This is a genomic window from Mesorhizobium sp. M0698 (assembly GCF_040320455.1).
GTDB lineage: Bacteria > Pseudomonadota > Alphaproteobacteria > Rhizobiales > Rhizobiaceae > Mesorhizobium.
The window spans coordinates 453,306-478,806 of the sequence record NZ_JAMYPQ010000003.1 but is presented as its reverse complement, the minus strand read 5'-3'; the positions used below and the strand labels follow the sequence as shown (position 1 = coordinate 478,806).

Here is a 25,501-nt window from a genome sequence, read left to right as displayed (position 1 = left end):
CGGCGAAAGTCTTGCGACGGCGCGCTTATGGACGAGAGCGAGGAGGCGATCAAGAGGGGTATTGACTGGGCGCGCAGGCTTTGGCGTCGGCCGAGCAAGACGCCGCAGGAGGCTGTTTGAAGGGGATGACGCCGACCAGAAACAAAAACCCGCCTTGCGGCGGGTCTTCGGCGCCAATGAGCACCCATACCGAAGTTACTAGCATAGCTGCCGGCACAAAGCAAGAACAAAATAGCTCGCCTCGGCAATCGCTTCGATTTGGCTTAGGGCCACATTGACGGACTGATGTAGATAGCTACGTAATATTTGCTACACAGCGGAAGCAAAACAATGACGATCAACATCAACAACAAGGAAGCGGACAGCCTGACGCGGGCTTTTGCCAGGCTTGAAGGTGTCGGGATCACCGAGGCAATCGTGATCGCCATGCGCGAAGCTCTGGAGCGCCGACGCAATCGCGAGACGCCGCTGGAGACGGCGGCACGGCTCCGGGCCGAGTTCGGTATTGAGCTGAGCGAGCAGGCGCGCAAGCCGCTGCCGCGCTCGGTCTACGACGAATTGTCCGGCGAAGACTGATGTTCATCGATGCTGCCGCTATCGTTGCCATACTGAGCAACGAGACCGAAGCCCCGCGCTGCGCGCAGGCGGTCATGAAAGCGTCGGCTCCGTTCACGTCGGCGATCGCGGTTTGGGAAGCCGCGATGGCGCTTTCGCGATCGGAAAAGCTGGCCGTACCGGTCGCCACAAGCTTCAAGATAGTCAGCCGTTTTCTCGAAGAGCGTGGAATCACCTTGCGGGAGCTTCCGCCTTCCTCTGACGCAGCATCTCTGTCAGTCGAGGCTGCGTCGCGGTTTCGCAACAACGCTGGCCGCCTCAACATGGCCGACTGTTTCCACTACGCCTGTGCGCGCTACTACGCCGTTCCGATGCTTTCGACGGCGGACGAATTCCGCTTCACGGATCTGGAGACTGTTGCTTGACCGGCTGGGAGCCCTTGCGCCCGATATTGCGGCGGATCATGCCGAAATCGGCGCCGCCGGTGGCGAAGGCGGTGACGAAGTAAAGCAGCGCCCCGCCGGCGACGAGCGCAAGCAGGGTTACCGCCTTGATCACCAGCGGCGAGCCGGAGCCGAGACTTGCGGCGAACCAGTGCTCGGCAAAATAGAGCGCCGCGGCCATCACCGCCGCCGACAGCACCAGCCGCGGGATGCGTTTCATGAGCGGCACGTCGCGGCCCCAATGGCCGCGCCGGATCAGCACGGCGAGCAGCATCGCCGCATTGACCCAGCCTGCGACAGCGGAGGCAACGGCAATGCCGGGCGCGCCCATGGTCGGAAACAGCGTCAGCGCCGTCGTAATGTTAACCGCCACCGAGATGGCGGCGAAAATCATTGGCGTGCGCGTGTCCTCGCGGGCGAAATAGCCTGGGGTGAACGCCTTGATCAGCACGAAGGCCGGCAGGCCGAGGCCGAAGATCGCCAGGATTGCCGCGACCGTCGGCGTCGAATTGTTGGCGGCAAAGGCGCCGCGCTCATAGACCAGCCGCACGATCGGCTCGGACATAACCAGCAGCGCGGCCGCCGCCGGCAAGGTCATGAAAAGGGTAAACTCGACCGAGCGGTTCTGCAGATTGGCGGCCTCGACCAGATTGCCTGATTTCAGTGCCCGCGACAGTTCCGGCAAAAGCACGATGGCGACGGCGACGCCGACGACGCCCAGCGGCAGCTGGTAGACGCGGTCGGCATAGGCCAGCGACGACACCGCGCTGTCCTGCGCCGATGCGATCGCCGTGCCGATCAGCTGGTTGATCTGGGTGATGCCGCCGGTGATCGCCGCCGGCAGCGCCAGGATCAGCAGCCGCTTGACGTTCGGCGTCATCTTCGGCCGCCGGAAGCCGATCGAAATGCCGGCATGGCGCACCGCCGCCCAGACGATCGCCAGCTGCACCAGGCCGGCCGCCAGCACGCCCCAGGCCAGGCCGAAACCAACGGTGCCGGCGTCCGAACCCTTGTACCAGGCATAGGCAAGCACGGCGATAAGGATGACGTTGAGGAACACCGGCGCCACCGCAGCGGCGAAATAGCGGCGCAGCGAATTCAGCATCCCGGCCATCATGGCGCCGAGCGACATGCAGATCAGGTAGGGGAACATGACGGTCGCCAGCGCCACCGTCGTCTCGAATTTTCCCGGCGTGTCGGCAAAGCCCGGCGCCACCAGGTAGCGCACGATCAGCGGCATCGCCAGTTCCATGGCGATGGTCAGCGCCAGAAGCGCCGTGAACAAGACGCCGAACACCTCTTCGGAAAAGCGCTTGGCGCCGTCGGTGCCGTGTGTCTCGATCTCCTTGGCGAACAGCGGCACGAAGGCGGCATTGAAGGCGCCTTCGGCGAACAGCCGGCGAAAGGTGTTGGGAAACTGGAAGGCGGCGTTGAAGGCGTCGGCGATCGGCCCGGTGCCGAGTGCGGCAGCCATCAGCATCTCGCGGCCGAAACCGAGGGCGCGGCTCATCAGCGTGCCGGAAGCGACCGTGGCGAATTTCTTGACAAGGCTCATGCGCTTGAAGACTGCCTGTGCGATTGGGGCAAATGGAAGGTAACAGTCACTCGGCGGCCGTTTTGGTCTTGCCGCGCTCGGACGCCGTGCCCTCGAGCACCGCGATCAGCCTGTTGCGGATGGTCGCCGTACGCGACGGGCTGTCGATCTTCTGGCCGGTGAGATCGGTGACGTAGAACGTGTCGATGACTTTTTCGCCGAAGGTGGTGATGTGGGCCGAGGCGATGTCGAGCGACAGGTCCGACAACATGCCGGTGATCTCCGACAGAAGGCCCGGCCTGTCCAGCCCCTCGACCTCGATCACCGAGAAACGGTTCGACAGCGTGTTGCGGATCTCGGCGCGTGGCGGAATACGGAAAACCTTGGCGCCGCGCCGCGGCTTGGTCCGCTTCTCGATCATTTCGGGCAGCCAGCTCTTGCCCGACAGCACGTCCTCGATCAGCCGGCCGACGCGCTCGGCACGGCGGCGCTCGTCCTCGTCGAGGTCGAACTCCCTCGAGATCAGGATGGTGTCGAGCGCCCGACCATCCGAGGTGGTGAAGATCTGCGCGTCTACGATGTTGCCGCCGGCCGCGGCACAGGCGCCGGCAATCACCGAGAGCAGGCGCGGATGGTCCTGCGCCAGCACCGTGATCTCGGTCACCGCCTCGAACTGGTGGGTTTTCACCATGGTGGCGAGCTTCTTGCCGGCGTGATCGGCCTCGCGGATGAATTCGGCATGGCGGAGCTGGTCGGGAAGATCGACCGCCAGCAGATAGTTCTCGTAGTGCTGGCCGACATAACGCTTGCGGGCCTTTTCCGGCCAGTCGGCAAGCGCCTCGGCCAGTTGTTCGCGCGCCGCCGCCGTCCGTTTGGCGCGCGACACCTCCGAAAACCCGCCGGTCAACAAAAGCTCGGTCTCGTAATAGAGCGTACGCAGCAGCTGGCCCTTCCAGCCGTTCCAGACCCCAGGCCCGACGCCGCGGATATCGCAGACGGTAAGCACAAGCAGCATCTTCAGCCGTTCGACCGACTGCACGATGGCGGCAAAATCCTCGATCGTCTTGCGGTCGTTGAGATCGCGGGTCTGCGCCGTCATCGACATGACGAGGTGGTTCTCGACCAGCCAGGCGACCGTTTCGGTGTCGGCCGGCGAGAGCCCCATATGCGGGCAGATGCGCCGGGCGATCCTGGCGCCGGCTTGCGAATGGTCCTCCGGCCTGCCCTTGGCGATGTCGTGCAGCAGCACGGCGACATAGAGCGCCTCGCGGCTCTTCTTCAGCCCCGGCATCAGCGAGTGGGCGAGTGGATGGATCTTTTCCCCGTCGCCGCGCTCGATCTCGGCCAGCACCCCGATGCAGCGGATGAGGTGCTCGTCCACCGTGTAGTGGTGGTACATCGAGAACTGCATCATGGCGACGATCTTGCCGAAATCCGGGATCAGCTTTGCCAGCAGTCCGGCCTCGTTCATGCGCCGCAGATTGAGCTCGGCATTGCGGTCCGAGGTCAAGATATCGAGGAACAGCCGGTTGGCCTCCTCGTCGCGCCTGAGCGCCTTGCCGACGAGGCCGAGCGAACGGGTCAAAAGCTTCAGCGCATCGGGGTGGAATTCCAGGCCATGCTTGTCGGCAAACCAGAACAGCCTGAGCAGGTTAACCGGATCGCGCTCGAACACCTCGTCGTCGGCAATGTTGATGCGGTGGTTGTCGACGATGAAATCGGCCGTGCCGGCGAGCTTGCGCTTGCGCCGCGAGAAGGTGAGGAAGATGCGGTTGAAGCCCGGCACATGCTTGGCTTGCTCCTCCTCGAGCGCGGCGCAGAAAATGCGGGTTAGGTCGCCGACATCCTTGGCGACGAGGAAGTAGTGCTTCATGAAGCGTTCGACCGCCGACAGGCCGGGATGGGTGGTGTAGCCCAGCCGCTCGGCAATGTCGCGCTGGATGTCGAAATGCAGCCGCTCCTCGGCCTTGCCGGTGAGGAAATGCATGTGGCAGCGCACCGCCCATAGGAAATCCTCGGCCTTCTGGAATTCCCTGTATTCGGCGTCGGTGAAGACGCCCTTGTCGACCAGTTCCTCGCCGGTGCGCACGCGGTAGAAATATTTGGCGATCCAGAACAGCGTCTGCAGGTCGCGCAGGCCGCCCTTGCCGTCCTTGACGTTGGGTTCGACCAGGTAACGGCTCTCGCCGGCCTTGGCGTGGCGCTCGTCGCGTTCGGCGAGCTTGGCCTGGACATATTCGGGGCCGGTGGTGCGCACCACCTCGTGGTCGAAGCGCTGCAAAAGCTCGTCGTAGAGTTTTTGCTCGCCCCACAGGAAGCGCGCCTCCAGGATCGAGGTGCGGATGGTGATGTCGGTGCGCGACAGCCTGAGGCACTCGTCGATGTTGCGGGTGGCGTGGCCGACCTTCAGCCCCAGGTCCCACAGCATGTAGAGCATGTATTCGACGATCTGCTCGCCCCATGGCGTCTGCTTGTAGGGCAGCAGGAACAGCAGGTCGATGTCAGACCCGGGCGCCAGCGTGCCACGGCCATAGCCGCCGACGGCCACGACCGCCATGCGCTCGGCCGATGACGGGTTTTTGACGCGATAGACATGGGTGGCGGCGAAGTCGTAGAGCGCGCGGATGATCTCATCCATCAGATGCGACAGCCGGGCGGCGCAGGCGGTACCGCTGCCATCGTCCATCAGCATGCGTTCGGCGACCGTGCGGCCGTCGGCGAGCCGGCTTTTGAGAAGCTTGAGAACGCCGCTGCGCGCGGCCTTGCCGGAGCCGTCGCCTGCCGTCGCCTCGGTCAGTTCGGTCATCTCGCGGCGCAAGGCTTCGCCGTCGATCAGTTCCTCGAGCTTCAGGGATATTCTTGCCATAAATGCCGTTCGGCCTCGCCGTTTCGGCGGCGTCTATAGCGCGTTTTCGCGGCGCTGGGTATGGGGCGGACGGACGCGTTCTCCGCAGCCGTGGAACGGGACGATCGTCTCATGCCCGCGGCCGGTGCAGTTTGGGCCTGGCCACGAAAAATCGAAATCAGCCCTTGACCTTCCAGTTACTGGAAGCACTACCTCCGCCGCAACACCGAACTACAGGGGCTTTCGGCATGACGCATTCCGATCACCATCATCACGCCCATGGCAGCTGCTGCTCGGCAAAAGGCGTCTCCTCTGCTGCGGACGCCGTCGTCCGCGATCCGGTCTGCGGCATGACCGTCGATCCGGCTGCCGGCAAGCCAACGGCCGAGCATGACGGCCATCGCTATCATTTCTGCAGCGAGAGCTGCCGCGCGAAATTCGTCGCCGAGCCGGAAAAATACCTGACCGCAACCGATCCCGTCTGCGGCATGAGCGTCGATCGCGCCACGGCCAAGCACTTTTTGCGGCACGAGGGCCGGGGCTTCTATTTCTGCTCGGCCGGCTGCAAGGCGAAGTTCGAAGCCGGGCCGGCAAAATATCTCGGCGACAGGCCGGCGCCGCAGCCGATGCCCAAGGGCACGCAATACACCTGCCCGATGCATCCGGAAATCATCCGCGACAAGCCCGGCTCCTGCCCGATCTGCGGCATGGCGCTCGAACCGATGGGCGTGCCGACCGGCGACGAGGGACCTAACCCCGAACTGGTCGACTTCACCAGGCGCTTTTGGGTGAGCGCGGTGCTGTCCGTGCCGTTGCTGCTCATCGCCATGGCGCCGATGCTCGGCCTGACGTTTCAGGCCTTCATCGACGACCGCGCGAAGGTCTGGCTGGAGCTGGCGCTGGCCAGCCCGGTGGTGCTGTGGGCGGCATTCCCGTTCTTCCATCGCGGCTGGAACTCGGTCCTCAACCGCAGCCCCAATATGTGGACGCTGATTTCGCTCGGCGTCGGTGCCGCCTATCTCTACAGCGTCGTCGCCACGCTGTTTCCAGGCCTCTTTCCGCACCAGTTCCGCGGCCATGACGGCACCGTGCCGGTCTATTTCGAGGCGGCGGCGGTGATCGTCGCGCTGGTGTTCCTTGGCCAGGTGCTGGAATTGCGCGCCCGCGAGAAAACCGGCTCGGCGATCCGCGCGCTGCTCGACCTGGCGCCGAAGACGGCGCGGCAGATCGGCGCGGACGGTTCCGAAAACGACGTGCCGCTCGAAACCGTCAAGGCCGGCGACCGCCTGCGCATCCGCCCCGGTGACGCCGTGCCGGTCGACGGCATTGTGCTCGAAGGGCGCTCGTCCATCGACGAATCGATGATCACAGGCGAGCCGCTGCCGGTCGAAAAGACCGAAGGCGACAACCTCACCGGCGGCACGCTCAACAAGAACGGTTCGCTGATCATGCGCGCCGAAAAGATCGGCGCCGAGACGACGCTGGCGCGCATCGTCGAGCTGGTCGCCAAGGCGCAGCGTTCACGCGCGCCGATCCAGGGGTTGGCCGACCGCGTCTCGTTCTACTTCGTCCCGGCCGTCGTTCTGATTGCCATCATTGCGTTTGTCGCCTGGGCGATCGTCGGACCGGAACCCAGCCTGGTGTTTGCCATCGTCTCGGCGGTCTCGGTGCTGATCATCGCCTGCCCCTGTGCGCTCGGCCTTGCCACGCCAATGTCGATCATGACCGCCACCGGGCGCGGCGCGCATGCCGGCGTGCTGATCAAGGAAGCGGCGGCGCTCGAGCGCTTTGCCTCGGTCGATACGCTGATCGTCGACAAGACGGGAACGCTGACCGAAGGCCGGCCCAAACTGACCGACGTCATCGCGGTCGAAGGCATGGCACAGGACGAGCTGCTGGCGCTCGCCGCCGGTCTCGAAAAAGGCTCGGAGCATCCGCTGGCCGAGGCGATCGTCGAAGGCGCCCGCGAACGCGGCGTGAAGGTCCCCGACGCCGGCGGTTTCGAGGCCGTCACCGGCAAGGGCGTTTCCGGCACGGTCTCGGGGCAGAAGGTAGCGCTCGGCAATGCCGCGATGATGGTCGATCTCGGCATCGAGACGGCTTCGGTCCTGGCCAGCGCCGAGGCGCTGCAGGCCGATGGCAAGACCGTGATGTTCGTCGCTGTCGCAGGCAAGCTCGCCGGTCTCGTCGCCGTTGCCGACCCGATCAAGGCGACCACCGCCGAGGCGATCAAGGCGCTGCATGACAGCGGGCTGAAGATCGTCATGGCGACGGGCGACAATGAGCGCACCGCCAAGGCCATCGCAGCCAAGCTCGGCATCGACGAGGTGCGTGCCGGGCTTTTGCCCGAGCAGAAGGGTGCGCTGGTCGAGGAATTGCGTGCAAACGGCGCCGGCGTCGCCATGGCCGGCGACGGCGTCAACGATGCGCCAGCGCTGGCCGCCGCCGATGTCGGCATCGCCATGGGCACAGGCGCCGATGTTGCGGTCGAAAGTGCGGGAATTACGCTGGTCAAGGGCGATCTCAACGGCATCGTCAGGGCGAGGACGCTGGCCCGCGCGACGATCCGCAACATCCGCCAGAACCTGTTTTTCGCTTTCCTCTACAATGTGCTTGGTGTGCCGGTTGCTGCCGGCGTGCTTTATCCGCTCACCGGCACGCTGCTGTCGCCGATGATTGCGGCGGCGGCGATGAGCCTGTCTTCGGTTTCGGTGATCGCCAACGCATTGCGGCTCAGGACGTTGAAACTCTGAGTAAAACTTCCAGATAGACCCTGTTCAAAAAAGGAGACGACGAATGACGTTGGCCAAGAAGATCGTGCTGCTGATGATGGCGGCGGGAATGCTGCTTGCTGTTTTCCTCGAAAGCGTTCCGGCACAAGCCGAGGAGATGAAGCACGACATGGGCGCAATGGGCGCGCAGAGCCCCTCGACCGAGGGCTACAAGGCGGTGATGGACAAGATGCATACCGACATGATGGCAATCGAATATTCCGGCAATGCCGATGTCGATTTCGCCCGCGGCATGATCCCGCATCACCAGGCGGCCATCGACATGGCCAAGATCGAGCTCGCCAATGGCAAGGACCCGGAAATCCGCAAGCTGGCGGAAGCAGTGATCGCCGCGCAGCAAGCCGAGATCAAGCAGATGCAGGACTGGCTCACCGCCCATCCGGTGAAGTAGGCGTCACGCTGTCGGGGAATCGGGGCGAGAGGCTTCACCTGGATTTCTGCTTCACCTGGATTTGCCTTGGCGGCTATGGTGCTATCCGGGCCTCGGACTGGAGCATGCCATGCCATCGACGATAAGAACGACCACCCTGCCCTGCGGCGAAGCTGTGCCGGTGCTCGGCCAGGGCACCTGGAAGATGGGCGAAGACGGCCGCCGCCGTGGCGACGAGGCCAATGCCCTGAAGCTCGGGCTGGATCTCGGCATGACGCTGATCGACACCGCCGAAATGTATGCCAGCGGTGGTGCCGAGGAGGTGGTGGCGGAGGCCATCGCCGGGCGCCGCGACGAGGTCTTCCTGGTCTCCAAGGTGCTGCCGTCCAATGCCTCACGCGCCGGCGTGAAACGGGCTTGCGAGAACAGCCTGAGGCATCTCGCCACCGACCGCATTGATCTCTATCTCTTGCATTGGCCGGGCAGCGTGCCTTTGATGGAAACGGTAGAGGCGTTCGAAGCGTTGAAGGCGGCCGGCAAGATCCGCCATTGGGGCGTCAGCAATTTCGATACCGGCGAGATGGAGGAGCTGGTCCGGTTGCCGGCCGGCGGCAACGTCCAGACCAACCAGGTGCTCTACAATCTGTCGCAGCGCGGCGTCGAGTTCGACCTCGCCCCGTGGAGCCGGCAACGCGGCATGCCGCTGATGGCCTATTCGCCGGTCGATCAGGGGGTATTGGCGCGCAACGCCAGGTTAGATGCTATCGCCGCCCGCCACGGTGCGACGCCGGCGCAGATCGCACTTGCATGGGTGATGGCGCAGGAGGGGGTGATCGCCATTCCGAAGGCCAGCCGCCCGGAGCATGTCCGGCAGAATGTCGCGGCGTTGGAGATCGAGCTCACGAGCGAAGATTTCGCCGAAATTGACCGCGCCTTCCCACCGCCGAGGCGGAAGTCGGGCCTGGCGATGATTTGAGGGGTGGGGCGGAAGGCAAGCCAAAGCAGCGTTCCGTCACACCCCCTCTGTCCGGCAGGACAGAGGGGGTGCCGTAGAGCGCTATCCGACGAGCACTACTTCCCAGCCATCCCCTTCAGCCGGTACAACGCCTCCAGTGCTTCCCTTGGTGTCATCTCGTCGGGATTGATCTCCGCTAGCGCCAAACCCAGCCCATAACTCTTCATCGGCTTCGACGCCTCCCGCTTCGCTGCCACGGAAAACAGCGGCAGGTCGTCGACCAGACGGTTGGCCTTGCCCGAGACCTCGCCTGCTTCAAGCTGGTGCAGCACTTCCTTGGCCCGGCCGACGACCGCTTCCGGCAGGCCGGCCAGCCGCGCCACCTGGACGCCGTAGGAACGGTCGGCCGCACCCTTGCCGACCTCGTGCAGGAAGACCACGTCGCCCTCCCATTCCTTGACCCGCATGGTGACGTTGGAGAGCCGCGGCAGTTTTCCGGCCAGCGCCGTCATCTCGTGGAAATGCGTGGCGAAGATCGCCCGGCAGCGGTTTTTCTCGTGCAAATATTCGACCGCCGCCCAGGCGATCGACAGCCCGTCGAAAGTGGCGGTGCCGCGGCCGATCTCGTCGAGGATGACCAGTGCGCGCTCGCCTGCCTGGTTGAGGATCGCCGCCGTCTCTACCATCTCGACCATGAAGGTCGAGCGGCCGCGCGCCAGATCGTCGGAGGCGCCGACCCGCGAAAACAGCCGGTCGACGACGCCGATATGGGCTGATGCCGCCGGCACGAAGGAGCCGGTCTGGGCAAGGATGGCGATCAGCGCGTTTTGCCTGAGGAAGGTCGATTTGCCGCCCATATTGGGGCCGGTCAGCAGCCAGATCGCGCCGGCCTTGGCATCGCCTTGCGGCGACAGATCGCAATCATTGGCGACGAACGGGCCTTCGCCGGAACGCCGCAGCGCCTGTTCGACCACCGGATGACGTCCACCCGAAATCTCGAAGGCAAGGCTCGCATCGACCAGCGGCCGGCACCAGGCCTCGCTCTCGGAAAGCAAGGCAAGTGCGGCCGAAACGTCGAGCACGGCGAGCGCTTCGGCGCCGGCACGGATCGTGTCGGCCTGGCCGACCACTTCCGCCGTCAGCGCCTCGAAAGCGGCAAGCTCGATCGCCAGCGCCCGGTCGGCGGCGTTGGCGATCTTGGTTTCCAGTTCGGCGAGTTCGGTGGTGGTGAAGCGCATGGCGTTGGCCATGGTCTGGCGATGGATGAAGCGCGCCTTGGCGCCGTCGCTGCCGGTCATCAGCGCATGGTGGTTAGCGGTGACTTCGATATAATAGCCGAGCACATTGTTGTGCCTGATCTTCAGTGAGCGGATGCCGGTCTCGTCGATCAGCGAACGCTCCAGCCCGGCGATCACCTTTCGCGACTCGTCGCGCAGTGCCCGCATCTCGTCGAGTTCGGCGTGGTAGCCGCCGCGGACAAAGCCGCCGTCGCGCTTCAGCAAAGGCAGCTCGTCGCTGAGCGCCTGTGCCAGATGCGTCGCCAGATCACTGGGCAGTGCCTTGATAGCTCCCAACGCCGCGGTCAGTTCGGCCGGCAATGCGGTTTGGCCGAACAGTTCGGCGATGGCGCCGGCCGCTTCGAAACCGGCGCGCAGCGCGCCGAGGTCGCGCGGGCCGCCGCGGTTGAGCGCCAGCCTGGACAGCGCCCGCGGCATGTCGGCGACGCTCTTCAGGCTTGCCCGCACCGCCTGGCAAAGGCGCGTCTCGGAGCGGAAGAACGACACCGAGTCCAGCCTTGCAGCGATTGCCGCCGGGTCGGTCAGCGGCGCCATCAAGCGGTCGGCGAGCAGCCTTGCGCCGCCACCGGTCACCGTGCGGTCGATCGCCTTGAACAGCGACCCGTCGCGGCTCCCGGACAGCGTGCGCAGCAGCTCCAGATTGGCGCGCGTCGCCGGGTCGATGAACAGCGTCGAACCCTGCTCCTCGCGTTCCGGCCGCGACAGCGGTGGCCGTTCGGCCTTCTGCGTCTTCTCGACATAGGCGATGACGCCTGAGATCGCCGACAGTTCGGCGCGCGAAAACGCGCCGAAACTATCCGGCGTTGCCACGTCGAAGAAGCGGGCGATGCGGCCGGCGGCCGAAGCCGAATCGAACAGCGACGGCGGCTGCGGGCTGGCGACGCGGCCGAGCACGTCGAAGACCGGTTTCAGCTCCCGGTCGTAAAACACCGGTTCGGCGACGATCAGCTCGCGCGGATCGACGCGGAAGACATCGGCGAGCAGCCGGTCGGCGGTTGTCTCGGCGACGCGGAAGACACCGGTCGAGATCTCGATCCAGGCTAGGGCGAAACTTCCTTGGTTCCCTGTCGCGCTGCCGCGCTCCCCGCCTCTTGTATCGCTGCTGCCGCCCTTGACCCGTCCCAGCGCCATCAGAAAACTCGATTCCGACGGCGCCAGCAATTTGTCTTCGGTGATGGTGCCGGGCGTTACAAGCCGCACCACGTCGCGGCGCACCACCGATTTGCCGCCGCGCTTCCTGGCCTCCGCCGGATCCTCGATCTGCTCGCAGACAGCGACGCGGAACCCCTGGCCGATCAGCTTCTGCAGATAATCGTCGGCGGCATGCACCGGTACGCCGCACATCGGGATGTCGAGCCCCTGGTGCTTGCCGCGCTTGGTCAGCACGATGCCGAGTGCCCGGCTCGCCTTCTCGGCATCGTCGAAGAACAGCTCGTAGAAATCGCCCATGCGGTAGAACAGCAGCGAATCCGGGTTCGCCGCCTTGATCTCGATATACTGCTCCATCATCGGCGTCGCCGGCGCGAAGGCTGGCGTGGCGTTGTCGCTTCGAATGGGCGTCTCGTCGTTCAAGAAGCTGCTTCCAAAATTTTCCAAGCCATGCTTGGCGGTTTACAGCGGCGAAGTGTAGCCTTAATCCCGAACCTTCCACAAAAGAAAGCATGCGCACCCATCTCAAGCGGTGCCGTACGGGCGAGGAAACCAAAAGTACCATGGCCAAGAAAACCGAAAGCAACGGGCCCTCCGTCAGCGCCCAGGAGGCATTGGAATTCCACGCCATGGGCCGTCCGGGCAAGCTGGAGATCGTCGCCACAAAACCGATGGCGACGCAGCGCGATCTCAGCCTCGCCTATTCGCCGGGCGTCGCCGTGCCGGTTCTCGCCATCGCCGAGGACCCGAGCCGCGCCTTCGACTACACGGTTCGCGGCAACATGGTCGCCGTCATCTCCAACGGCACCGCTATCCTCGGCCTCGGCAATCTCGGCGCGCTGGCCTCCAAGCCGGTGATGGAAGGCAAGGCGGTGCTGTTCAAGCGCTTCGCCGATGTCGATTCCATCGACCTCGAGGTCGATACCGAGGATGCCGACGAATTCATCAACTGCGTGCGCTTTCTCGGCCCCTCCTTCGGCGGCATCAACCTCGAGGACATCAAGGCGCCGGAGTGCTTCATCATCGAGCAGCGGCTGCGCGAGCTGATGGACATCCCGGTCTTCCATGACGACCAGCACGGCACCGCCATCATCTCGGCCGCCGGCCTGATCAACGCGCTGGAAATCACCGGCCGCGACATGAAGACCACGAAAATGGTCTGCAACGGCGCCGGTGCTGCCGGCATCGCCTGCATCGAATTGATGAAGGCGATGGGCTTTGCGCCTGAGAATATCATCCTTTGCGACACCAAGGGCGTCGTCTTCCAGGGTCGCACCGAAGGCATGAACCAGTGGAAATCGGCGCACGCCGTGAAAACCGGCGCGCGCTCGCTGGCCGAGGCGCTGGACGGCGCCGACGTGTTCCTCGGCCTCTCGGCCAAAGGCACGCTGACCACCAAAATGGTGCAGTCGATGGCCAAGAACCCGATCATCTTCGCCATGGCCAATCCCGACCCCGAGATCACGCCGGAGGAAGTCGCCGAGATCCGCACCGACGCCATCATGGCGACGGGACGGTCCGACTATCCCAACCAGGTCAACAACGTGCTTGGCTTCCCCTACATCTTCCGCGGCGCGCTGGATGTGCGGGCGACCACCATCAACGACGACATGAAGATCGCCGCGGCCAAAGCGCTCGCCGAACTGGCGCGCCAGGACGTGCCCGACGACGTCGCCGCCGCCTATCAGGGCATGCGGCCGAAATTCGGCCCCAACTACATCATCCCGGTGCCGTTCGACCCGCGCCTGATCTCGGCCATTCCGATTGCGGTGGCCAAAGCGGCGATGGACTCCGGCGTCGCGCGCAAGCCGATCCTCGATCTCGACCGCTACGCGCAGGAGCTTTCCGCCCGCCGCGACCCGATCGCCTCGACGCTGCAGCGCATCTACGACCGGGTGCGCCGCCAGCCCAAGCGCATCGTCTTTGCCGAGGGCGAGGAGGAGCAGGTGATGCGCGCCGCCGTCTCCTATGTGAACCAGCGGCTCGGCACCGCCATCCTGCTCGGCCGCGACGACATCATCAAGGAAAACGCCAGGAATGCCGGCATCGATCTCGGCAAGCAAGGCATCGAGATCATCAATGCGCGGCTGTCGCGGCGCAACTCGGTCTACACCGATTATCTCTACGAGCGCATGCAGCGCAAAGGCTTTCTGTTCCGCGACTGCCAGCGGCTGATCAACAACGACCGCAACCATTTCGCCGCCTGCATGGTGGCGCTGGGCGATGCCGACGGCATCGTCACCGGCGTTACCCGTAACTATTCGACGGCGCTCGACGATATCCGCCGCGTCATCGACGCAAGGCCCGGCCATTGCGTCATCGGCGTGTCGATCGTGCTGGCGCGCGGTCGCACCGTCCTCGTTGCCGACACCGCGGTGCACGACATGCCGGATGCCGTCGAGATCGCCGACATCGCCGAGGAGGCCGCCGGCTTCGCCCGCCGCATGGGCTACGAGCCGAGGCTTGCCATGCTCGCCTATTCAACCTTCGGCCATCCGCAGGGCGAGCGCTCCGAGCGCGTCCAGGAAGCGGTGCGCATCCTCGACAAGCGCCGCGTCGATTTCGAGTATGACGGCGAGATGGCCGCCGACGTGGCGCTCAACGCCCGCGCCATGGCGCAGTACCCGTTCATCAGGCTGACCGGCCCGGCCAATGTGCTGGTCATGCCGGCCTTCCACTCGGCCTCGATCTCGACCAAGATGCTGCAGGAGCTCGGCGGCTCGACCGTCATCGGCCCGCTGCTGGTCGGCCTCAACAAGCCGGTTCAGATCGTCTCGCTGAATGCGAAGGACTCGGACATCGTCAATATGGCGGCGATTGCGGCTTATAGCGCTGGGGCTTGAGGAGCGGGGGCAGCAGCAGCGCCTCTCCCCTTCTCCCCCTGTGGGAGAAGGTGGCCGAGCGAAGCTCGGTCGGATGAGGGGTGTTCCAGCTTGGCACCGGCAGCACTCCGTCCAGCACCCCTCAACCGTCTCGGCGCTGCGCGCCGATCCACCTTCTCCCACAGGGGGAGAAGGAAAGAGGCGCCGCTCTACAGCAGCCCGGCCTGCTCGGCCTCTCTGCGCAAATTCTGGCGTGGCCTTGGGCCGATTTGCTGGATGACCAGCCCGGCTGCCAGCGAGCCGAGATCGCCGCACTGCTTCAGGCTGCGGCCTTGCGTGTAGCCGTAGAGGAAGCCGGCGGCGTAGAGGTCGCCGGCGCCGGTGGTGTCGACCAGCTCGCGGATCCTGGTCGCCTCGATGATGACGGTCTCGTCGCCGCGCACGATGACCGAGCCCTTTTCCGAGCGGGTGACGGCGGCGATCTTGCAATCCTTGCGGATCTGGGCCAGCGCCTCGTCGAAGGACGCGGTCTGGTAGAGCGATTTGATCTCGTGGCTGTTGGCAAAGACGATGTCGACGGTGCCGGAGCGCATCAGGTCGAGGAACTCGTCGCGGTAGCGGTCGACGCAGAACGAGTCCGACAATGTCATCGACACTTCGCGCCCGGCGGCATGGGCGAGCTTCGCCGTCTGCCGGATCGCCTCCTTGGCGCGCGGCGGGTCCCACAGATAGCCCTCGAAATAGGTGACCGCCGCGCCCGAGGCCTTGTCGGCCTCGACGTCCTCCGGGCCGAGCTCGACGCAGGCGCCGAGATAGGTGTTCATCGAGCGCTCGCCGTCCGGTGTGACGAAGATCATCGAGCGCGCCGTCGGTGGTTCGCCGTTGAGCGGCTTTGTGTCGAAGGCGACGCCCTGGGCATGGATGTCATGCGCATAGATTTCGCCGAGTGCGTCGTTGGAGACCTTGCCGAAGAAGGCGGCGCGGCCGCCGAAGGAGGCGACGCCCGCCGCCGTGTTGCCGGCACTGCCGCCGGAGGCTTCGATGGCCGGGCCCATGCGGCTGTAGAGCAGTTCGGCGCGCCTCGTGTCGATCAAATTCATCGCGCCCTTGATGATGCCGTTGGTCTCCAGGAACGCCTCGTCGCACTGGGCGATGATGTCGACGATGGCATTTCCGATACAAAGCACGTCATAGTCCGGCATCAATTCATGTCTCCGCCAAAAACCCACCGGCTTTCTGCCACGCCGGGCGCGGGCGGGTCTAGCGGTTTGATGCGGCTTTGCCTAGGCCGCGAGTTATAAATCCGGGCAGAACGCAGATGCTTCGTATCGCGCGGTTTGCGCTTGTCTCGCGACCTGTCTCCGCCTATCCCGAAATATCGCCCATGGGCCTCGTTTGACATGGAATTGGAAACGCCGTGATCCTCGACGCCGCCCGTGCCGCCTTGAGCCGGCTGTTCTCGCCCGAATTCCGTTCCGTGTTCCTGAAGACGTTTGCGCTGACCTTGCTGGCGCTGGCGGCGCTTTGGTTCGGGATCAAGAGCCTGTTCGAATGGCTGGCCTGGCCGTGGATCGATGCATGGCTGCCCGCCCTACCCTCCTGGGCCGGATGGCTGGGCGCCGTCGTCGCCGGCATCGGCCTTGCGCTGGGCTTGGCGCTGCTCATCGCGCCGGTGACGGCGATCATCGCCGGCCTGTTCCTCGACGACGTCGCCGAAGTGGTCGAGCGCACGGATTATCCAAACGACCCGCCCGGCCGCGCCGTGCCGGCGTTGCGCTCCCTGGTGCTGGCGATCCGGTTTTTCGGCGTCGTCATCCTCGGCAACATCGTCGCCCTGCTGCTGCTCTTGGTGCCGGGCATCAACATTGCCGCTTTCTTCGTCGTCAACGGCTATCTGCTCGGGCGCGAGTTCTTCGAGTTCGCCGCCATGCGCTTTCGCCCGGAGGCCGAGGCCAAGGCGCTGCGCAGAAAGCACTCCATCACCGTGTTCCTGGCCGGGCTGGTGGTCGCCGCTTTCCTCGCCGTGCCGCTGCTCAACCTTCTGACGCCGCTGTTCGCCGCCGCCATGATGGTGCATCTGCACAAGGCGATCTCGGCACGGGAAGGGAGCTAGCGCAGCAGAAAGCCGCGCCCCAGTTCATCATCGTCCTCGACGATGAATTCGGCCCGCCCTGAGTAATAGGCGCGGCCGCCGACGCGGGCGATGATGGCGTCATGCGGCCCGGCTGTGGCCGTGCGTACGACGGCGCCGGAAAAGCGCGAGCCGGCGATGCTCTCGAACAGCCGCGTCCGGCCAATCTCGATTTGCCCCTTGGCGTGCATGGCCGCCAGCCGCGCGGTGACGCCGGAGCCGGTCGGCGAACGGTCGACCTCGGCCTCGGCGAAAACGCAGATGTTTTTGGTCGGCGTATCGGAGAACGCATCCTGTCCGTCGGTCAGGATGGTGCCGTAGAGAAAGGCGAGATCGGCATGGTCGGGATGCAACAGCGGCAATTCGGCCTTCAGCTTATCAGTCAGCGCGGTCGCCGCATCGACGAAATCGCGCACGCGGTTCCTGCCAAATTCCAGCCCGAACTGGCGGCAGTCGGCCAGTGCATAGAAGGACCCGCCATAGGCGATGTCGAAGCCGACGGGACCATAGCCCGGCAGCTCGATCCACTGGTCGCCGGCGAACAGAAACGCCGGCACGCTTTCGAAGGACACCGCGCCGGCCTTGCCATCCCTTACCTCGACCGCAGCCGAAATCAGCCCGCATGGCGCCTCGATATTGACGATCGTCATCGGCTCGCGTGGCGCCACCAGCCGTTCGTCGACGGCGTAGCGGCCGAGCGCGACGATGGCGTGGCCGCACATCGTCGAATAGCCCTCATTGTGCATGAACAGCACCGCGAGGTCGGCGCCCGGCAGGTCGGGCTCCACCAGCAGCGCGCCATACATGTCGTAATGGCCGCGCGGCTCGAACATCAGGATCTTTCTGAGATGATCGAGATGGTCGCGCACATAGGCACGCTTTTCGAGGATCGTGCCCTTGGGAATGTCGGGGTAGCCGCCGGTGACGATCCGCAGCGGCTCGCCGCCGGTGTGCATGTCGACGACGGTGAGCGTCATTCGCCGGGCCCGACCTAGGCTGAAGATTTGGCAAACAGCGCCTGCAGCTTGCCGAACGGCATGGCGGCGCGGGTGAAGCCGAAGGTGCCGTCCTGCTGGATCTCGCGCGCCGCGGTCTCCAGCATGCCAAAGGCGAAATTGGTGAGCCATGGGCCGAGCGAGACGCGCTTTACCCCCGCCATGGCCAGATCGGCGATGGTGAAGCCGGGCCTGGCCATGACGTTGACCGGCTTGGTCAGCGCCGAGCAGACGGTTCGCACCATCTCGATGTCGCCCAGGCCCGGTGCATAGAGCACGTCGGCACCGGCTTTCTCGAAGGCCTGCAGCCGCTTGATCGTGTCGTCGAGATCGGGCTTGCCCCACAGGAAATTCTCGGCCCGCGCGGTGAAGACGAAATCGCGTTTCAGTGCCCGTGCCGCTTCCGCCGCCGCCGCGACGCGATCGACGGCATGCGAAAAATCATAGATCGGCTTGGCGGGCTCGCCGGTATGGTCCTCGATCGAGCAGCCGGCGAGGCCAGCCGCCTCGGCGGCGAAGATGGTCTCGCCGGCACTTGTCGCGCTGTCGCCCTTGCCCTTTTCGAGGTCCGCCGAAACCGGCAGCCCGGTCGCCGCTGACACTTCACGGCAATGATGGATCATCGCCTCGAATGTCACCGCGCCGTCCGGCAGGCCGCGCGAAAAGGCAAAGCCGGCGCTGGTCGTGGCCAGCGCCTTGAAGCCGAATGAGGCCAAGAGCTTGGTCGTGCCGACGTCCCATGAATTGGCCATGACGAAGATCGATGTATGCAGGTCGCGAAAAATCTTGCCCTTATCCATGGATGCTCCCCTCCGGTGCGGATTATGAAGGAAATTCTAGCCCGGCGGAACGCGCCGGGCAAACAAATGCGGTTGGCTCAGAAGCGTTTGGCGTTCTCTCCTGCCAATCGGTCCAGCGCATCGGAATCCTTGACGTAACGCGAAGCGTTTTTGTCCCAATGATAGGTGACGCAAATGTCGCGCGAAGACGCCTCTGGCGGCGGCTGGCCGTCGCAGCTTTCATCGCCCGGCACTGTCGCGTCGGTCACCGTAACCTTGATAGCTGCATAGGGCTGGCCGTCGGCAATCGCCTGGAAGGCCGCATTCTGCGTCCTTCGGCTGGTGCAGAGGTTTTCGTCGAACGTATAGATCATGTCGATCAGCTCGAACCTGTCGTTGCGGACCATGACCAGCGGCGCGATCACATAGCCCTGGCTCGAATTGAAATGCGTGCTCGTGGTGATGATGACGTCATCGCCGGGCCCGATCGACAGCTTGCCCGGATCGCGAAAGTAGGTGCTGCGGTCGACGGCAACATTGACCGCGTCGAGCAAGGCCGGCTTGCCGGTGATGTCGTAGAGTGCCAGCACGGCATAACCCTCGGCGCTGTCAGGCGAGTCGCCGAGGTCGAGCAGCATCGCCAGCCGGTCCTTGCCGCCGGCCTTGATGTCGAGCACGTCGCCGCTGGAAAGACCCGACGTCGCCGGCGGCGAGCCGTCGTAGTCCGGTCCAGCGATGTGGCGCATCTCGATCGGCATCGAACCCCGGAAAAAGCCGGCCTTGTCCGCGGCCAGATCGGGAATGACCATCCTGGCGAGATCGAGATAGGTGACATCGCCGTGGCCGGGGACAGCGCTGCCGAGCTCCGGGAAGCTGACGGCCTCCGCGCTGGCCGTCGTCCAAAGACAGGGCAGCAGCAGGCAAGCAACGATGAAACGAAGCAGGGAGAAGGTCATGCGCGCGCGCTCGTTATGTCGGGCGCGCGCAAGCTATAGCATTTTGCGGCCAAGAGGAAACACCTGGCGTTGCCTCACTATGTTGGTTTGGCTTGGCTCGCCAGGGTCTGCTGGAAAACCGCCACCAGCTGATCCATGGCGGCTGCGAGCCACGTGCCGAGTTCGTCGGGCAGAGTATCGTGAATCCAGACCAGGCGGCTCCGGCCCTCGCCCTCGGCAAAGACCTGCATGGAGGTGTTATCGTGAGTGACCTCGTCGCCGAGCCATCCCCACACGATCCGCCGGCCCTGCTCGTCGCGGGCGATGAGCCGCTCTCGCACGATCTTGCCGTCGGCGAAAGTAAGGACCCGTACGTCGCCCTCATCCACCCGGCAGTCGACGAAAACGCCTGGGGCTATCCGTTGGGCGCCGCCGGCGAAGTCGCCCACCGTCGCCTATACGCTTTCCGGTGAAGCATCTACGATGATTTCCCTGACTATCGAAGCCATGTTTCGCCTTCCCTTCGTTAACAGGTAGACCTGTCTGTCTACATGTGGATGTATACAGACCTGTCTGCTATACGGTCAAGGCATGTCCGCAGCCCGAATCAACGATCGTCCCGAAAGTCTTGCGCGCCGCCGCATCCTCGATACGGCGACCGCGCTGTTTTCTCTGGAGGGGGTGCGCACAGTCGGCATCGACCGCATCATCGCCGAGGCCGGCGTTGCCAAGGCGACGTTCTATCATCACTTCGCGGCCAAGGACGATCTCGTCCGCGCCTACATCGAGGAGCTCAGCAAGGAAGGACGGGCGGCAATAGCGAGCCTTGGCCGGCGGCCACCTCGCCAGATGATCCTTGCCATATTCGATCTCATCGCCGACGCGGCGGATCAGCCGGGCTACCGCGGCTGCCCGTTCCAGAATGCCGCGGCCGAATACCCCGACGCGAGGAGCCCGGTTCGCCAGGCAATCGATAAGCATCGTCACTGGAAATGGGGCATCCTAAGGGATCTGCTGACCGCGGACGCAAATCGCGATCCGGACCGCACAGCGGACGCGCTAACAGTGGCGGCCGACGGCCTGCTTGTCGTCAGTCATCTCGACAGGCCGGCCAATCTGCGCACTCTCATACGCGACACGGTCGACCGACTACTTGGAGCCCCACGCCCGGTCTGAGATCGGGCGCGCGTGCAGCCTGCGCATAGGCGATCAGTGGATCGGCACCAGCCCGGCCAGTTTACGCATGTCGTCGAATAGGATGCCGCCGGCTTCGATCAGTCCATCGCGGTCGGAAAGCGGGTCGCCGTGGTAGGAATAGACGCGCATGCCGGCGGCGATGCCGGCTGCCGTGCCGGCGACGCTGTCCTCGATGACGATGCAGTCGGCGGGCGCGAAGCCCATCGTCGCTGCCGCATGCAGGAAGAGGTCGGGGAACGGCTTGCCACGCGAGACCATGGTCGAGCTGAACAGCGCATGCTCGAAAAGCGGCAGCAGCCCGGTCTGGCCGAGCGTGATGTGCATTTTGGACACCCGTGCCGACGAGGCGACACAGGTGGCGATGCCGGCGGCGTGCACGGTTTCGATGAACTCGCGAACGTTGGGGATGGCCTCGACGCCATGCGCGAACAGGTCCGGCAGGCCGGCGTTCCAGCGCTCGACGAAATCGGCGCCGAGGCTGACGCCGGTCGCCTCGACTTCCTTCTGCACCGAGACCATGCTGCGGCCGGAGAAATTCTTGCGGCAATATTCGAAGCTGGCCGGAAAGCCGGCCGCGGTCAGCCATTCGGCGAGGCGCCGATTGGCCAGGTTCTCGGTGTCGACCAGAACCCCGTCGCAATCGAAGATGACGAGCTTGGGTATTTTCATCAGGCCGTGCCGGTCGATCCGAAGCCGCCCGAGCCGCGCGTTGTGCCGCCAGCCAATGTGCGCTCCTCGACGGTCGCCTGCGTCACCGGGGCGAAGACGATCTGGGCGATCCGCATGCCGCGCGTCACCGCGAAATCCTCGTCGCCGAGATTGATCAGCAGCACCTTGACCTCGCCGCGATAGTCGCTGTCGATGGTGCCCGGCGTGTTGAGGCAGGTGAGCCCGTGCTTGAAGGCGAGGCCCGAACGCGGCCGGACCTGGCCTTCGACGCCCTCCGGAATTTCCAGGACCAGCCCGGTCGGCACCAGCGCGCGCTTTCCCGGCAGGATCAAAAGCGGCCTGTCGTCCGGGACGGCGGCGCGCAGGTCCATGCCGGCGGCGCCCGAGCTTTCATAGGCCGGAAGCGGCAAGCCCTCGCCATGCGGCAGCCTGACGAAGCCGACAGCCGGACCGATGACGGAGGTAGGATAAAGTGCTGCGCGCATGAGGCTGATCCTATCGTCGCGAACGCCGGTTCAGTCAACTCGGCGGCAATGCTATCAACGGCTTTCTTTCAGCACAGTTCCGCTTCAGCGCAGTTCCATCGGAACGACCGTGGTCTCCTTGATCTCCTCCATGACGAAGGAGGCCGAAACGTCCGATAGTGCCACCTTGGCGATCAGCCGTTGATAGAGCCGGTCATAGGCCTTCACATCGGCGACGCGGGCGCGTAGGACATAGTCGAGATCGCCGGACATGCGGTAAGCGCCGGTGATCTCGGCAAAGCCGGTCACCGCCGCTCGGAATCTTTGCAGCCAGTCCGGATCGTGGTTGGAGGTGCGGATCAGGATGAACACCGAAAGGCCGAGCCCAAGCTTGTCGGCGTCGACCAGCGCCACCCGGCCGGTGATGACGCCGTCTTCCTCCAGCCGCTTGACCCGGCGCCAGCAAGCATTGCGCGACAGCGATATTCTTGCCGAGAGCTGGTCGACGGACAGCGTGCCGTCGCGTTGCAGCTCGGCCAGCAATCTCCGGTCTATTTCGTCGATTTCCGGCGCCATGTGGGATGTTTGTCCCAAAATTCAGCCTTTCACAAGGACAATTTGAGACCGATGAACCGAACACCCATGCCAGTATACTCATCGCCGGCTCTTCATGCCGGCAGGAGGGATCGACATGACGGCACGGCTCGCAAGACTTTTCACCTCTCATCCGGCCACGGTCGGCGAGAGCTATTTCGGCCATATGGCTTTCGCCGCATGGTTCTCGTCGAGATTGTTCATGGCGGCCTTTGCCGCGCTCATTCATGCTTTCTTGCCGTTTCTGTTCGAGACCACGGCAAGCGGCATCATCCGTGAGCTCTATGAGCGGACGCATAACAGAGGACGGTAGGCCGTAGAGGTACCGAGCGCGGCGAGGCCGCTGGACGGCGCCAACGCTCAACGGATCCCGGCAGCGCAATCCCGATCAAGCGCCGCCATCGTCGAAATGTCGAGCCAGGCTTGAAGCCGCGCCGCAATCCGCCATTTTGAGGAGCGCGGCGCGATAGCCCGGAGCATCCACGATGGATATCGTCTTTTCCCCGACGACAGAATTGGCTGCCGCCATTCGCGACCGCAAGATTTCCGCTGTGGAAGCGCTGGACGCGCATCTGACGCAGATTGACAGGCACAATGAGGCGGTCAACGCAGTCGTAACCCTCGATCGGGACGGTGCGCGGCAACGCGCTGGCAAGGCCGACGAAGCCCAGGCGCGCGGCGAGGCCCTTGGGCCGCTGCATGGCGTGCCGTTCACACTGAAGGACACGCACGAAACAGCGGGCATGAGAACCACCGTCGGCTTCCCGGCTTTCGCCGACTATGCCCCGAGGGCAGACAGTCCGGTCGTTGCCCGGCTGAAGGCGGCAGGGGGCATACTGGTGGGCAAGACGAACGTGGCGACAATGCTCGGTGACTGGCAGTCGAGCAATCCGCTGTTTGGCCGCACCGGCAATCCCTGGAATCTCCAGCGCACCGCCGGCGGCTCCAGTGGCGGTGCGGCGGCGGCGCTCGGCACCGGAATGACGCCGTTCGAGGTCGGCACCGACATGCAGGATTCGATCCGGCTGCCCGCCGCCTTTTGCGGCGTCTACGGCCTCAAGCCGACCGAGCACCGCGTCTCGCTCGCCGGCGCCTTCCCCGATCCAGGCGGGGCGCCGCGCAGCGTGAGGCTGATCTCCTGCCTCGGACCGATGGCGCGCAGCGTCGAGGACCTGGCACTGATCTACGGCCTCATTGCCGGGCCGGATGGAAGCGATACCGACCTTGCGCCGGTACCGGTCGAAACCATGCCGGAGCTGGATCTCAGAAATTTGCGGATTGCCGTCGCGCCGTCCTTTCCGGGCTTTCCGGTGGCCGGCGAGATCAGCGCGGCGGTCGAAAGCCTGGCAAAAGAGCTTCAGGCTGCGGGCGCCATCGTCGAGGCCGAATTGCCGAAGCTCGACCTGCACGACGACCTGGAGCAAGGCGGTGCGCTGATCGGCATGATGCTGGAGGCGGCGCAGCCCGAACCACCGGAGAAGCCGACGCCGGTCTCGCGCTGGTTCGAGGCGCTCGCCCGCCGCGACCGCTCCATCCTGGCGTGGGAACGGTTCTTCGACGGCTGCGACGCCTTGCTGTGCCCGGTCGCCATGGTCACCGCCTTCCCGCATTGCGAGCCGGGAACGTCGATCGAGGTCGACGGCGAGAAGCAAAGCTACTGGATGCTGCCGGCCTATGGCGCGGTGTTCAATTACAGCGGCCACCCCGCACTGTCGCTGCCCTGCGGACAGGACAGCAATGGCCTGCCCATCGGACTACAGATTGTTGGCAAACGCTGGTCGGAGTCGCGCCTGCTCGGGATCGCCAGGGCAATCGACCCGCTGGCCGGCGGCTTTCGCCGCCCGCCCGGTTATTGAGTAAACCGCGCCAGCCCGTAGGGATCAAGCAGCGGATCGCGCTCGCCGTCGAGGATTTCGCGGGCGGCGAACAGGCCGACGGCCGGTGCCAGCGTGATGCCGGAATGCATGACCGCGACGTAGACGCCGCTCGTGCCTTCGGCACGGCCAATGATCGGAAAGCCATCGACCGGCGTCGGCCGGTAGCCAATGGTGTGGAAATCGAGTTCCAGCTCATCCGCGCCGCGCAGCATGGCCTTCATCGCCGCAAACAGGTTGCGGGCGGTGGCTGCGGCATCCATGCCCGGATCGGCGCCGCCGAAATCCGAGCCGGCGATGATGCGTCCCTCCGCCGTCTGGCGCATGTGCAGGCGGTCGCCGATCACCAGGCCGTTGAGCAGCTTTTGGTACGGCCGCGAATGCACGATCAGGCCGGGTGGTGTCTCGATCGGCAGTTCTATCCCGGCTGTTGCCGCTAGTGCCGGAGAGCCGGCTCCGGCCGCGATCACCACCTCGTCGGCAGCAATCCGCCCGCCGGATGTATCGACGCCGGCAATCCTGCCGTTGGCTTGCACCAGAGCGGCGACGGTCGTCCCGGCTACAATTCGCGCGGCGCGCCGTTCGGCGTCGGCCAGCAGTGCTTGCGTGGCGGCGACCGGCTCGGCAACGCCTTCCTCGGCGACATAAAGGGCGAAATCGGGAAGTTCGGCCAGATTGGGCTCGACACGCGCCGCTCCGGCACCGTCGACACGCTCGATGCCATAGCCCCATGCGGAGTGCTCGGCCGCATAGGCCTCAAGTTCGGGACGTGGCAGGTCCCAGCATAGGCCACCGCACCACTGCAACGGGATGCCGGGCACCTCGTTCGCCAGCCGCGTCCATTCGGCCATCGACCGAATGCGCAGGCGGAAATAGACCTCCGGATTGCCCCAGCTGGCATTGATCCAGGCAAAGGAATTCGGTGTCGCGACGCCGCCGGCGCCGCTGCCGGCAATGACCGTCACCTTTGCTCCGGCCCTGGTCAGGTGCCAGGCGATGGAGGCGCCGATGATGCCGGCGCCGATGACAATCACTTCTTTCGCCGCTGTCATGCTTCCCTCCTCGTTCCAACGCCACCACTGCGATGCCATTGCCCGTGG

Annotated in this window: 22 protein-coding genes; 10 read left to right on the top strand and 12 right to left on the bottom strand. The window is 64.9% G+C overall.

The genetic code is table 11. The features are described 5' to 3' along the window. The first annotated feature begins 330 nt into the window (after positions 1–330). Positions 331–576: a type II toxin-antitoxin system VapB family antitoxin gene (locus NKI16_RS09915; RefSeq protein ID WP_023676383.1), complete on the top strand. Its 246-nt coding sequence runs from the start codon at positions 331–333 to the stop codon at positions 574–576. Further along, positions 576–980: a type II toxin-antitoxin system VapC family toxin gene (locus NKI16_RS09910; protein ID WP_352614480.1), complete on the top strand. Its 405-nt coding sequence runs from the start codon at positions 576–578 to the stop codon at positions 978–980. The genes NKI16_RS09915 and NKI16_RS09910 overlap by 1 nt, the downstream gene beginning before the upstream one ends. Here NKI16_RS09910 and murJ read toward each other — a convergent pair. Then, entirely contained in the window at positions 955–2,553 is a 1,599-nt protein-coding gene (murJ, locus tag NKI16_RS09905) for a murein biosynthesis integral membrane protein MurJ (protein WP_352755992.1), read from the bottom strand. The genes NKI16_RS09910 and murJ overlap by 26 nt on opposite strands. A gap of 46 nt (positions 2,554–2,599) precedes the next feature. After that, complete coding sequence (locus NKI16_RS09900) at positions 2,600–5,398, bottom strand: [protein-PII] uridylyltransferase (RefSeq protein WP_352591208.1); 2,799 nt, start codon at positions 5,396–5,398, stop codon at positions 2,600–2,602. A gap of 227 nt (positions 5,399–5,625) precedes the next feature. Here NKI16_RS09900 and NKI16_RS09895 point away from each other — a divergent pair, with 227 nt between their 5' ends. The 3 genes from NKI16_RS09895 to NKI16_RS09885 all read left to right on the top strand — a co-directional run bounded on the left by NKI16_RS09895 (position 5,626) and on the right by NKI16_RS09885 (position 9,515). Continuing rightward, positions 5,626–8,130, top strand: coding sequence for a heavy metal translocating P-type ATPase (locus NKI16_RS09895; protein ID WP_352591205.1), 2,505 nt, complete (start codon positions 5,626–5,628; stop codon positions 8,128–8,130). Positions 8,131–8,173: 43 nt separating this feature from the next. Then, positions 8,174–8,560 (top strand): CopM family metallochaperone, encoded by a 387-nt coding sequence (copM, locus tag NKI16_RS09890; RefSeq protein ID WP_352591202.1) that lies wholly within the window; start codon positions 8,174–8,176, stop codon positions 8,558–8,560. Between the two features lie 109 nt (positions 8,561–8,669). Next, a complete protein-coding gene (locus NKI16_RS09885; protein WP_352591200.1) occupies positions 8,670–9,515 on the top strand; it encodes an aldo/keto reductase in 846 nt (281 codons plus the stop codon). Between the two features lie 95 nt (positions 9,516–9,610). On the opposite strand, the gene mutS is transcribed toward NKI16_RS09885, so the two are convergent. Continuing rightward, positions 9,611–12,301 carry a DNA mismatch repair protein MutS gene (gene mutS, locus NKI16_RS09880; protein ID WP_352922688.1) on the bottom strand — a complete coding sequence of 897 codons (2,691 nt, stop codon included), beginning with the start codon at positions 12,299–12,301 and terminating at the stop codon, positions 9,611–9,613. Between the two features lie 203 nt (positions 12,302–12,504). Here mutS and NKI16_RS09875 point away from each other — a divergent pair, with 203 nt between their 5' ends. After that, a complete protein-coding gene (locus NKI16_RS09875) occupies positions 12,505–14,784 on the top strand; it encodes an NADP-dependent malic enzyme (protein ID WP_023676376.1) in 2,280 nt (759 codons plus the stop codon). 188 nt (positions 14,785–14,972) lie between these two features. Here NKI16_RS09875 and NKI16_RS09870 read toward each other — a convergent pair whose 3' ends face one another. Then, positions 14,973–15,965: an adenosine kinase gene (locus tag NKI16_RS09870; RefSeq protein ID WP_352922618.1), complete on the bottom strand. Its 993-nt coding sequence runs from the start codon at positions 15,963–15,965 to the stop codon at positions 14,973–14,975. Between the two features lie 215 nt (positions 15,966–16,180). On the opposite strand from NKI16_RS09870, the gene NKI16_RS09865 reads away from it, so the two are divergent. Then, positions 16,181–16,876 carry a sulfate transporter family protein gene (locus NKI16_RS09865; RefSeq protein ID WP_352922615.1) on the top strand — a complete coding sequence of 232 codons (696 nt, stop codon included), beginning with the start codon at positions 16,181–16,183 and terminating at the stop codon, positions 16,874–16,876. On the opposite strand, the gene NKI16_RS09860 is transcribed toward NKI16_RS09865, so the two are convergent. The 4 genes from NKI16_RS09860 to NKI16_RS09845 all read right to left on the bottom strand — a co-directional run bounded on the left by NKI16_RS09860 (position 16,873) and on the right by NKI16_RS09845 (position 20,052). After that, positions 16,873–17,871 (bottom strand): proline racemase family protein, encoded by a 999-nt coding sequence (locus NKI16_RS09860; RefSeq protein ID WP_352922612.1) that lies wholly within the window; start codon positions 17,869–17,871, stop codon positions 16,873–16,875. The two genes, NKI16_RS09865 and NKI16_RS09860, sit on opposite strands and share 4 nt — an antisense overlap. A 14-nt stretch (positions 17,872–17,885) precedes the next feature. Further along, positions 17,886–18,689, bottom strand: a complete 804-nt coding sequence (locus tag NKI16_RS09855) for an isocitrate lyase/PEP mutase family protein (RefSeq protein ID WP_352922610.1) — start codon at positions 18,687–18,689, stop codon at positions 17,886–17,888. Between the two features lie 77 nt (positions 18,690–18,766). Continuing rightward, positions 18,767–19,624 (bottom strand): hypothetical protein, encoded by an 858-nt coding sequence (locus tag NKI16_RS09850; RefSeq protein ID WP_352922607.1) that lies wholly within the window; start codon positions 19,622–19,624, stop codon positions 18,767–18,769. Between the two features lie 77 nt (positions 19,625–19,701). Next, entirely contained in the window at positions 19,702–20,052 is a 351-nt protein-coding gene (locus NKI16_RS09845; protein WP_198023552.1) for an SRPBCC family protein, read from the bottom strand. A 142-nt stretch (positions 20,053–20,194) separates the two neighbouring features. Here NKI16_RS09845 and NKI16_RS09840 point away from each other — a divergent pair, with 142 nt between their 5' ends. Beyond that, on the top strand, positions 20,195–20,779 hold the full coding sequence (locus tag NKI16_RS09840; RefSeq protein ID WP_352922603.1) for a TetR/AcrR family transcriptional regulator: 585 nt from the start codon (positions 20,195–20,197) through the stop codon (positions 20,777–20,779). A 33-nt stretch (positions 20,780–20,812) separates the two neighbouring features. Here the strand turns inward: NKI16_RS09840 and NKI16_RS09835 are convergent, their stop codons facing one another. From NKI16_RS09835 to NKI16_RS09825, 3 genes are all read right to left on the bottom strand, one after another. Further along, positions 20,813–21,469, bottom strand: a complete 657-nt coding sequence (locus NKI16_RS09835) for an HAD family hydrolase (RefSeq protein ID WP_352570216.1) — start codon at positions 21,467–21,469, stop codon at positions 20,813–20,815. Next, on the bottom strand, positions 21,469–21,954 hold the full coding sequence (dut, locus tag NKI16_RS09830) for a dUTP diphosphatase (protein ID WP_023717930.1): 486 nt from the start codon (positions 21,952–21,954) through the stop codon (positions 21,469–21,471). The genes NKI16_RS09835 and dut overlap by 1 nt, the downstream gene beginning before the upstream one ends. An 84-nt stretch (positions 21,955–22,038) precedes the next feature. Then, the gene (locus NKI16_RS09825) at positions 22,039–22,509 is read right to left on the bottom strand and encodes an Lrp/AsnC family transcriptional regulator (RefSeq protein WP_023676368.1); all 471 of its coding nucleotides are present in this window, start codon (positions 22,507–22,509) and stop codon (positions 22,039–22,041) included. Positions 22,510–22,624: 115 nt separating this feature from the next. Here NKI16_RS09825 and NKI16_RS09820 point away from each other — a divergent pair, with 115 nt between their 5' ends. Together NKI16_RS09820 and NKI16_RS09815 are read left to right on the top strand one after the other, a co-directional pair. After that, positions 22,625–22,840, top strand: coding sequence for a DUF6356 family protein (locus NKI16_RS09820; protein ID WP_023676367.1), 216 nt, complete (start codon positions 22,625–22,627; stop codon positions 22,838–22,840). A 172-nt stretch (positions 22,841–23,012) separates the two neighbouring features. Further along, positions 23,013–24,383 (top strand): amidase, encoded by a 1,371-nt coding sequence (locus tag NKI16_RS09815; RefSeq protein WP_352922600.1) that lies wholly within the window; start codon positions 23,013–23,015, stop codon positions 24,381–24,383. Here the strand turns inward: NKI16_RS09815 and NKI16_RS09810 are convergent. Beyond that, positions 24,377–25,453, bottom strand: coding sequence for an NAD(P)/FAD-dependent oxidoreductase (locus NKI16_RS09810; RefSeq protein WP_352623201.1), 1,077 nt, complete (start codon positions 25,451–25,453; stop codon positions 24,377–24,379). The genes NKI16_RS09815 and NKI16_RS09810 overlap by 7 nt on opposite strands. Positions 25,454–25,501 lie beyond the last annotated feature (48 nt).

Bases quoted from the DNA above. Each gene is read 5' to 3' on its own strand.
- NKI16_RS09915 (WP_023676383.1), top strand. From the start codon at position 331: ATGACGATCAACATCAACAACAAGGAAGCGGACAGCCTGACGCGGGCT.
- NKI16_RS09910 (WP_352614480.1), top strand. From the start codon at position 576: ATGTTCATCGATGCTGCCGCTATCGTTGCCATACTGAGCAACGAGACC.
- murJ (WP_352755992.1), bottom strand. From the start codon at position 2,553: ATGAGCCTTGTCAAGAAATTCGCCACGGTCGCTTCCGGCACGCTGATG.
- NKI16_RS09900 (WP_352591208.1), bottom strand. From the start codon at position 5,398: ATGGCAAGAATATCCCTGAAGCTCGAGGAACTGATCGACGGCGAAGCC.
- NKI16_RS09895 (WP_352591205.1), top strand. From the start codon at position 5,626: ATGACGCATTCCGATCACCATCATCACGCCCATGGCAGCTGCTGCTCG.
- copM (WP_352591202.1), top strand. From the start codon at position 8,174: ATGACGTTGGCCAAGAAGATCGTGCTGCTGATGATGGCGGCGGGAATG.
- NKI16_RS09885 (WP_352591200.1), top strand. From the start codon at position 8,670: ATGCCATCGACGATAAGAACGACCACCCTGCCCTGCGGCGAAGCTGTG.
- mutS (WP_352922688.1), bottom strand. From the start codon at position 12,301: ATGATGGAGCAGTATATCGAGATCAAGGCGGCGAACCCGGATTCGCTG.
- NKI16_RS09875 (WP_023676376.1), top strand. From the start codon at position 12,505: ATGGCCAAGAAAACCGAAAGCAACGGGCCCTCCGTCAGCGCCCAGGAG.
- NKI16_RS09870 (WP_352922618.1), bottom strand. From the start codon at position 15,965: ATGCCGGACTATGACGTGCTTTGTATCGGAAATGCCATCGTCGACATC.
- NKI16_RS09860 (WP_352922612.1), bottom strand. From the start codon at position 17,871: ATGACGCTCACCGTCGTCGACATGCACACCGGCGGCGAGCCGCTGCGG.
- NKI16_RS09855 (WP_352922610.1), bottom strand. From the start codon at position 18,689: ATGGATAAGGGCAAGATTTTTCGCGACCTGCATACATCGATCTTCGTC.
- NKI16_RS09850 (WP_352922607.1), bottom strand. From the start codon at position 19,624: ATGACCTTCTCCCTGCTTCGTTTCATCGTTGCTTGCCTGCTGCTGCCC.
- NKI16_RS09840 (WP_352922603.1), top strand. From the start codon at position 20,195: ATGTCCGCAGCCCGAATCAACGATCGTCCCGAAAGTCTTGCGCGCCGC.
- NKI16_RS09835 (WP_352570216.1), bottom strand. From the start codon at position 21,469: ATGAAAATACCCAAGCTCGTCATCTTCGATTGCGACGGGGTTCTGGTC.
- dut (WP_023717930.1), bottom strand. From the start codon at position 21,954: ATGCGCGCAGCACTTTATCCTACCTCCGTCATCGGTCCGGCTGTCGGC.
- NKI16_RS09825 (WP_023676368.1), bottom strand. From the start codon at position 22,509: ATGGCGCCGGAAATCGACGAAATAGACCGGAGATTGCTGGCCGAGCTG.
- NKI16_RS09820 (WP_023676367.1), top strand. From the start codon at position 22,625: ATGACGGCACGGCTCGCAAGACTTTTCACCTCTCATCCGGCCACGGTC.
- NKI16_RS09815 (WP_352922600.1), top strand. From the start codon at position 23,013: ATGGATATCGTCTTTTCCCCGACGACAGAATTGGCTGCCGCCATTCGC.
- NKI16_RS09810 (WP_352623201.1), bottom strand. From the start codon at position 25,453: ATGACAGCGGCGAAAGAAGTGATTGTCATCGGCGCCGGCATCATCGGC.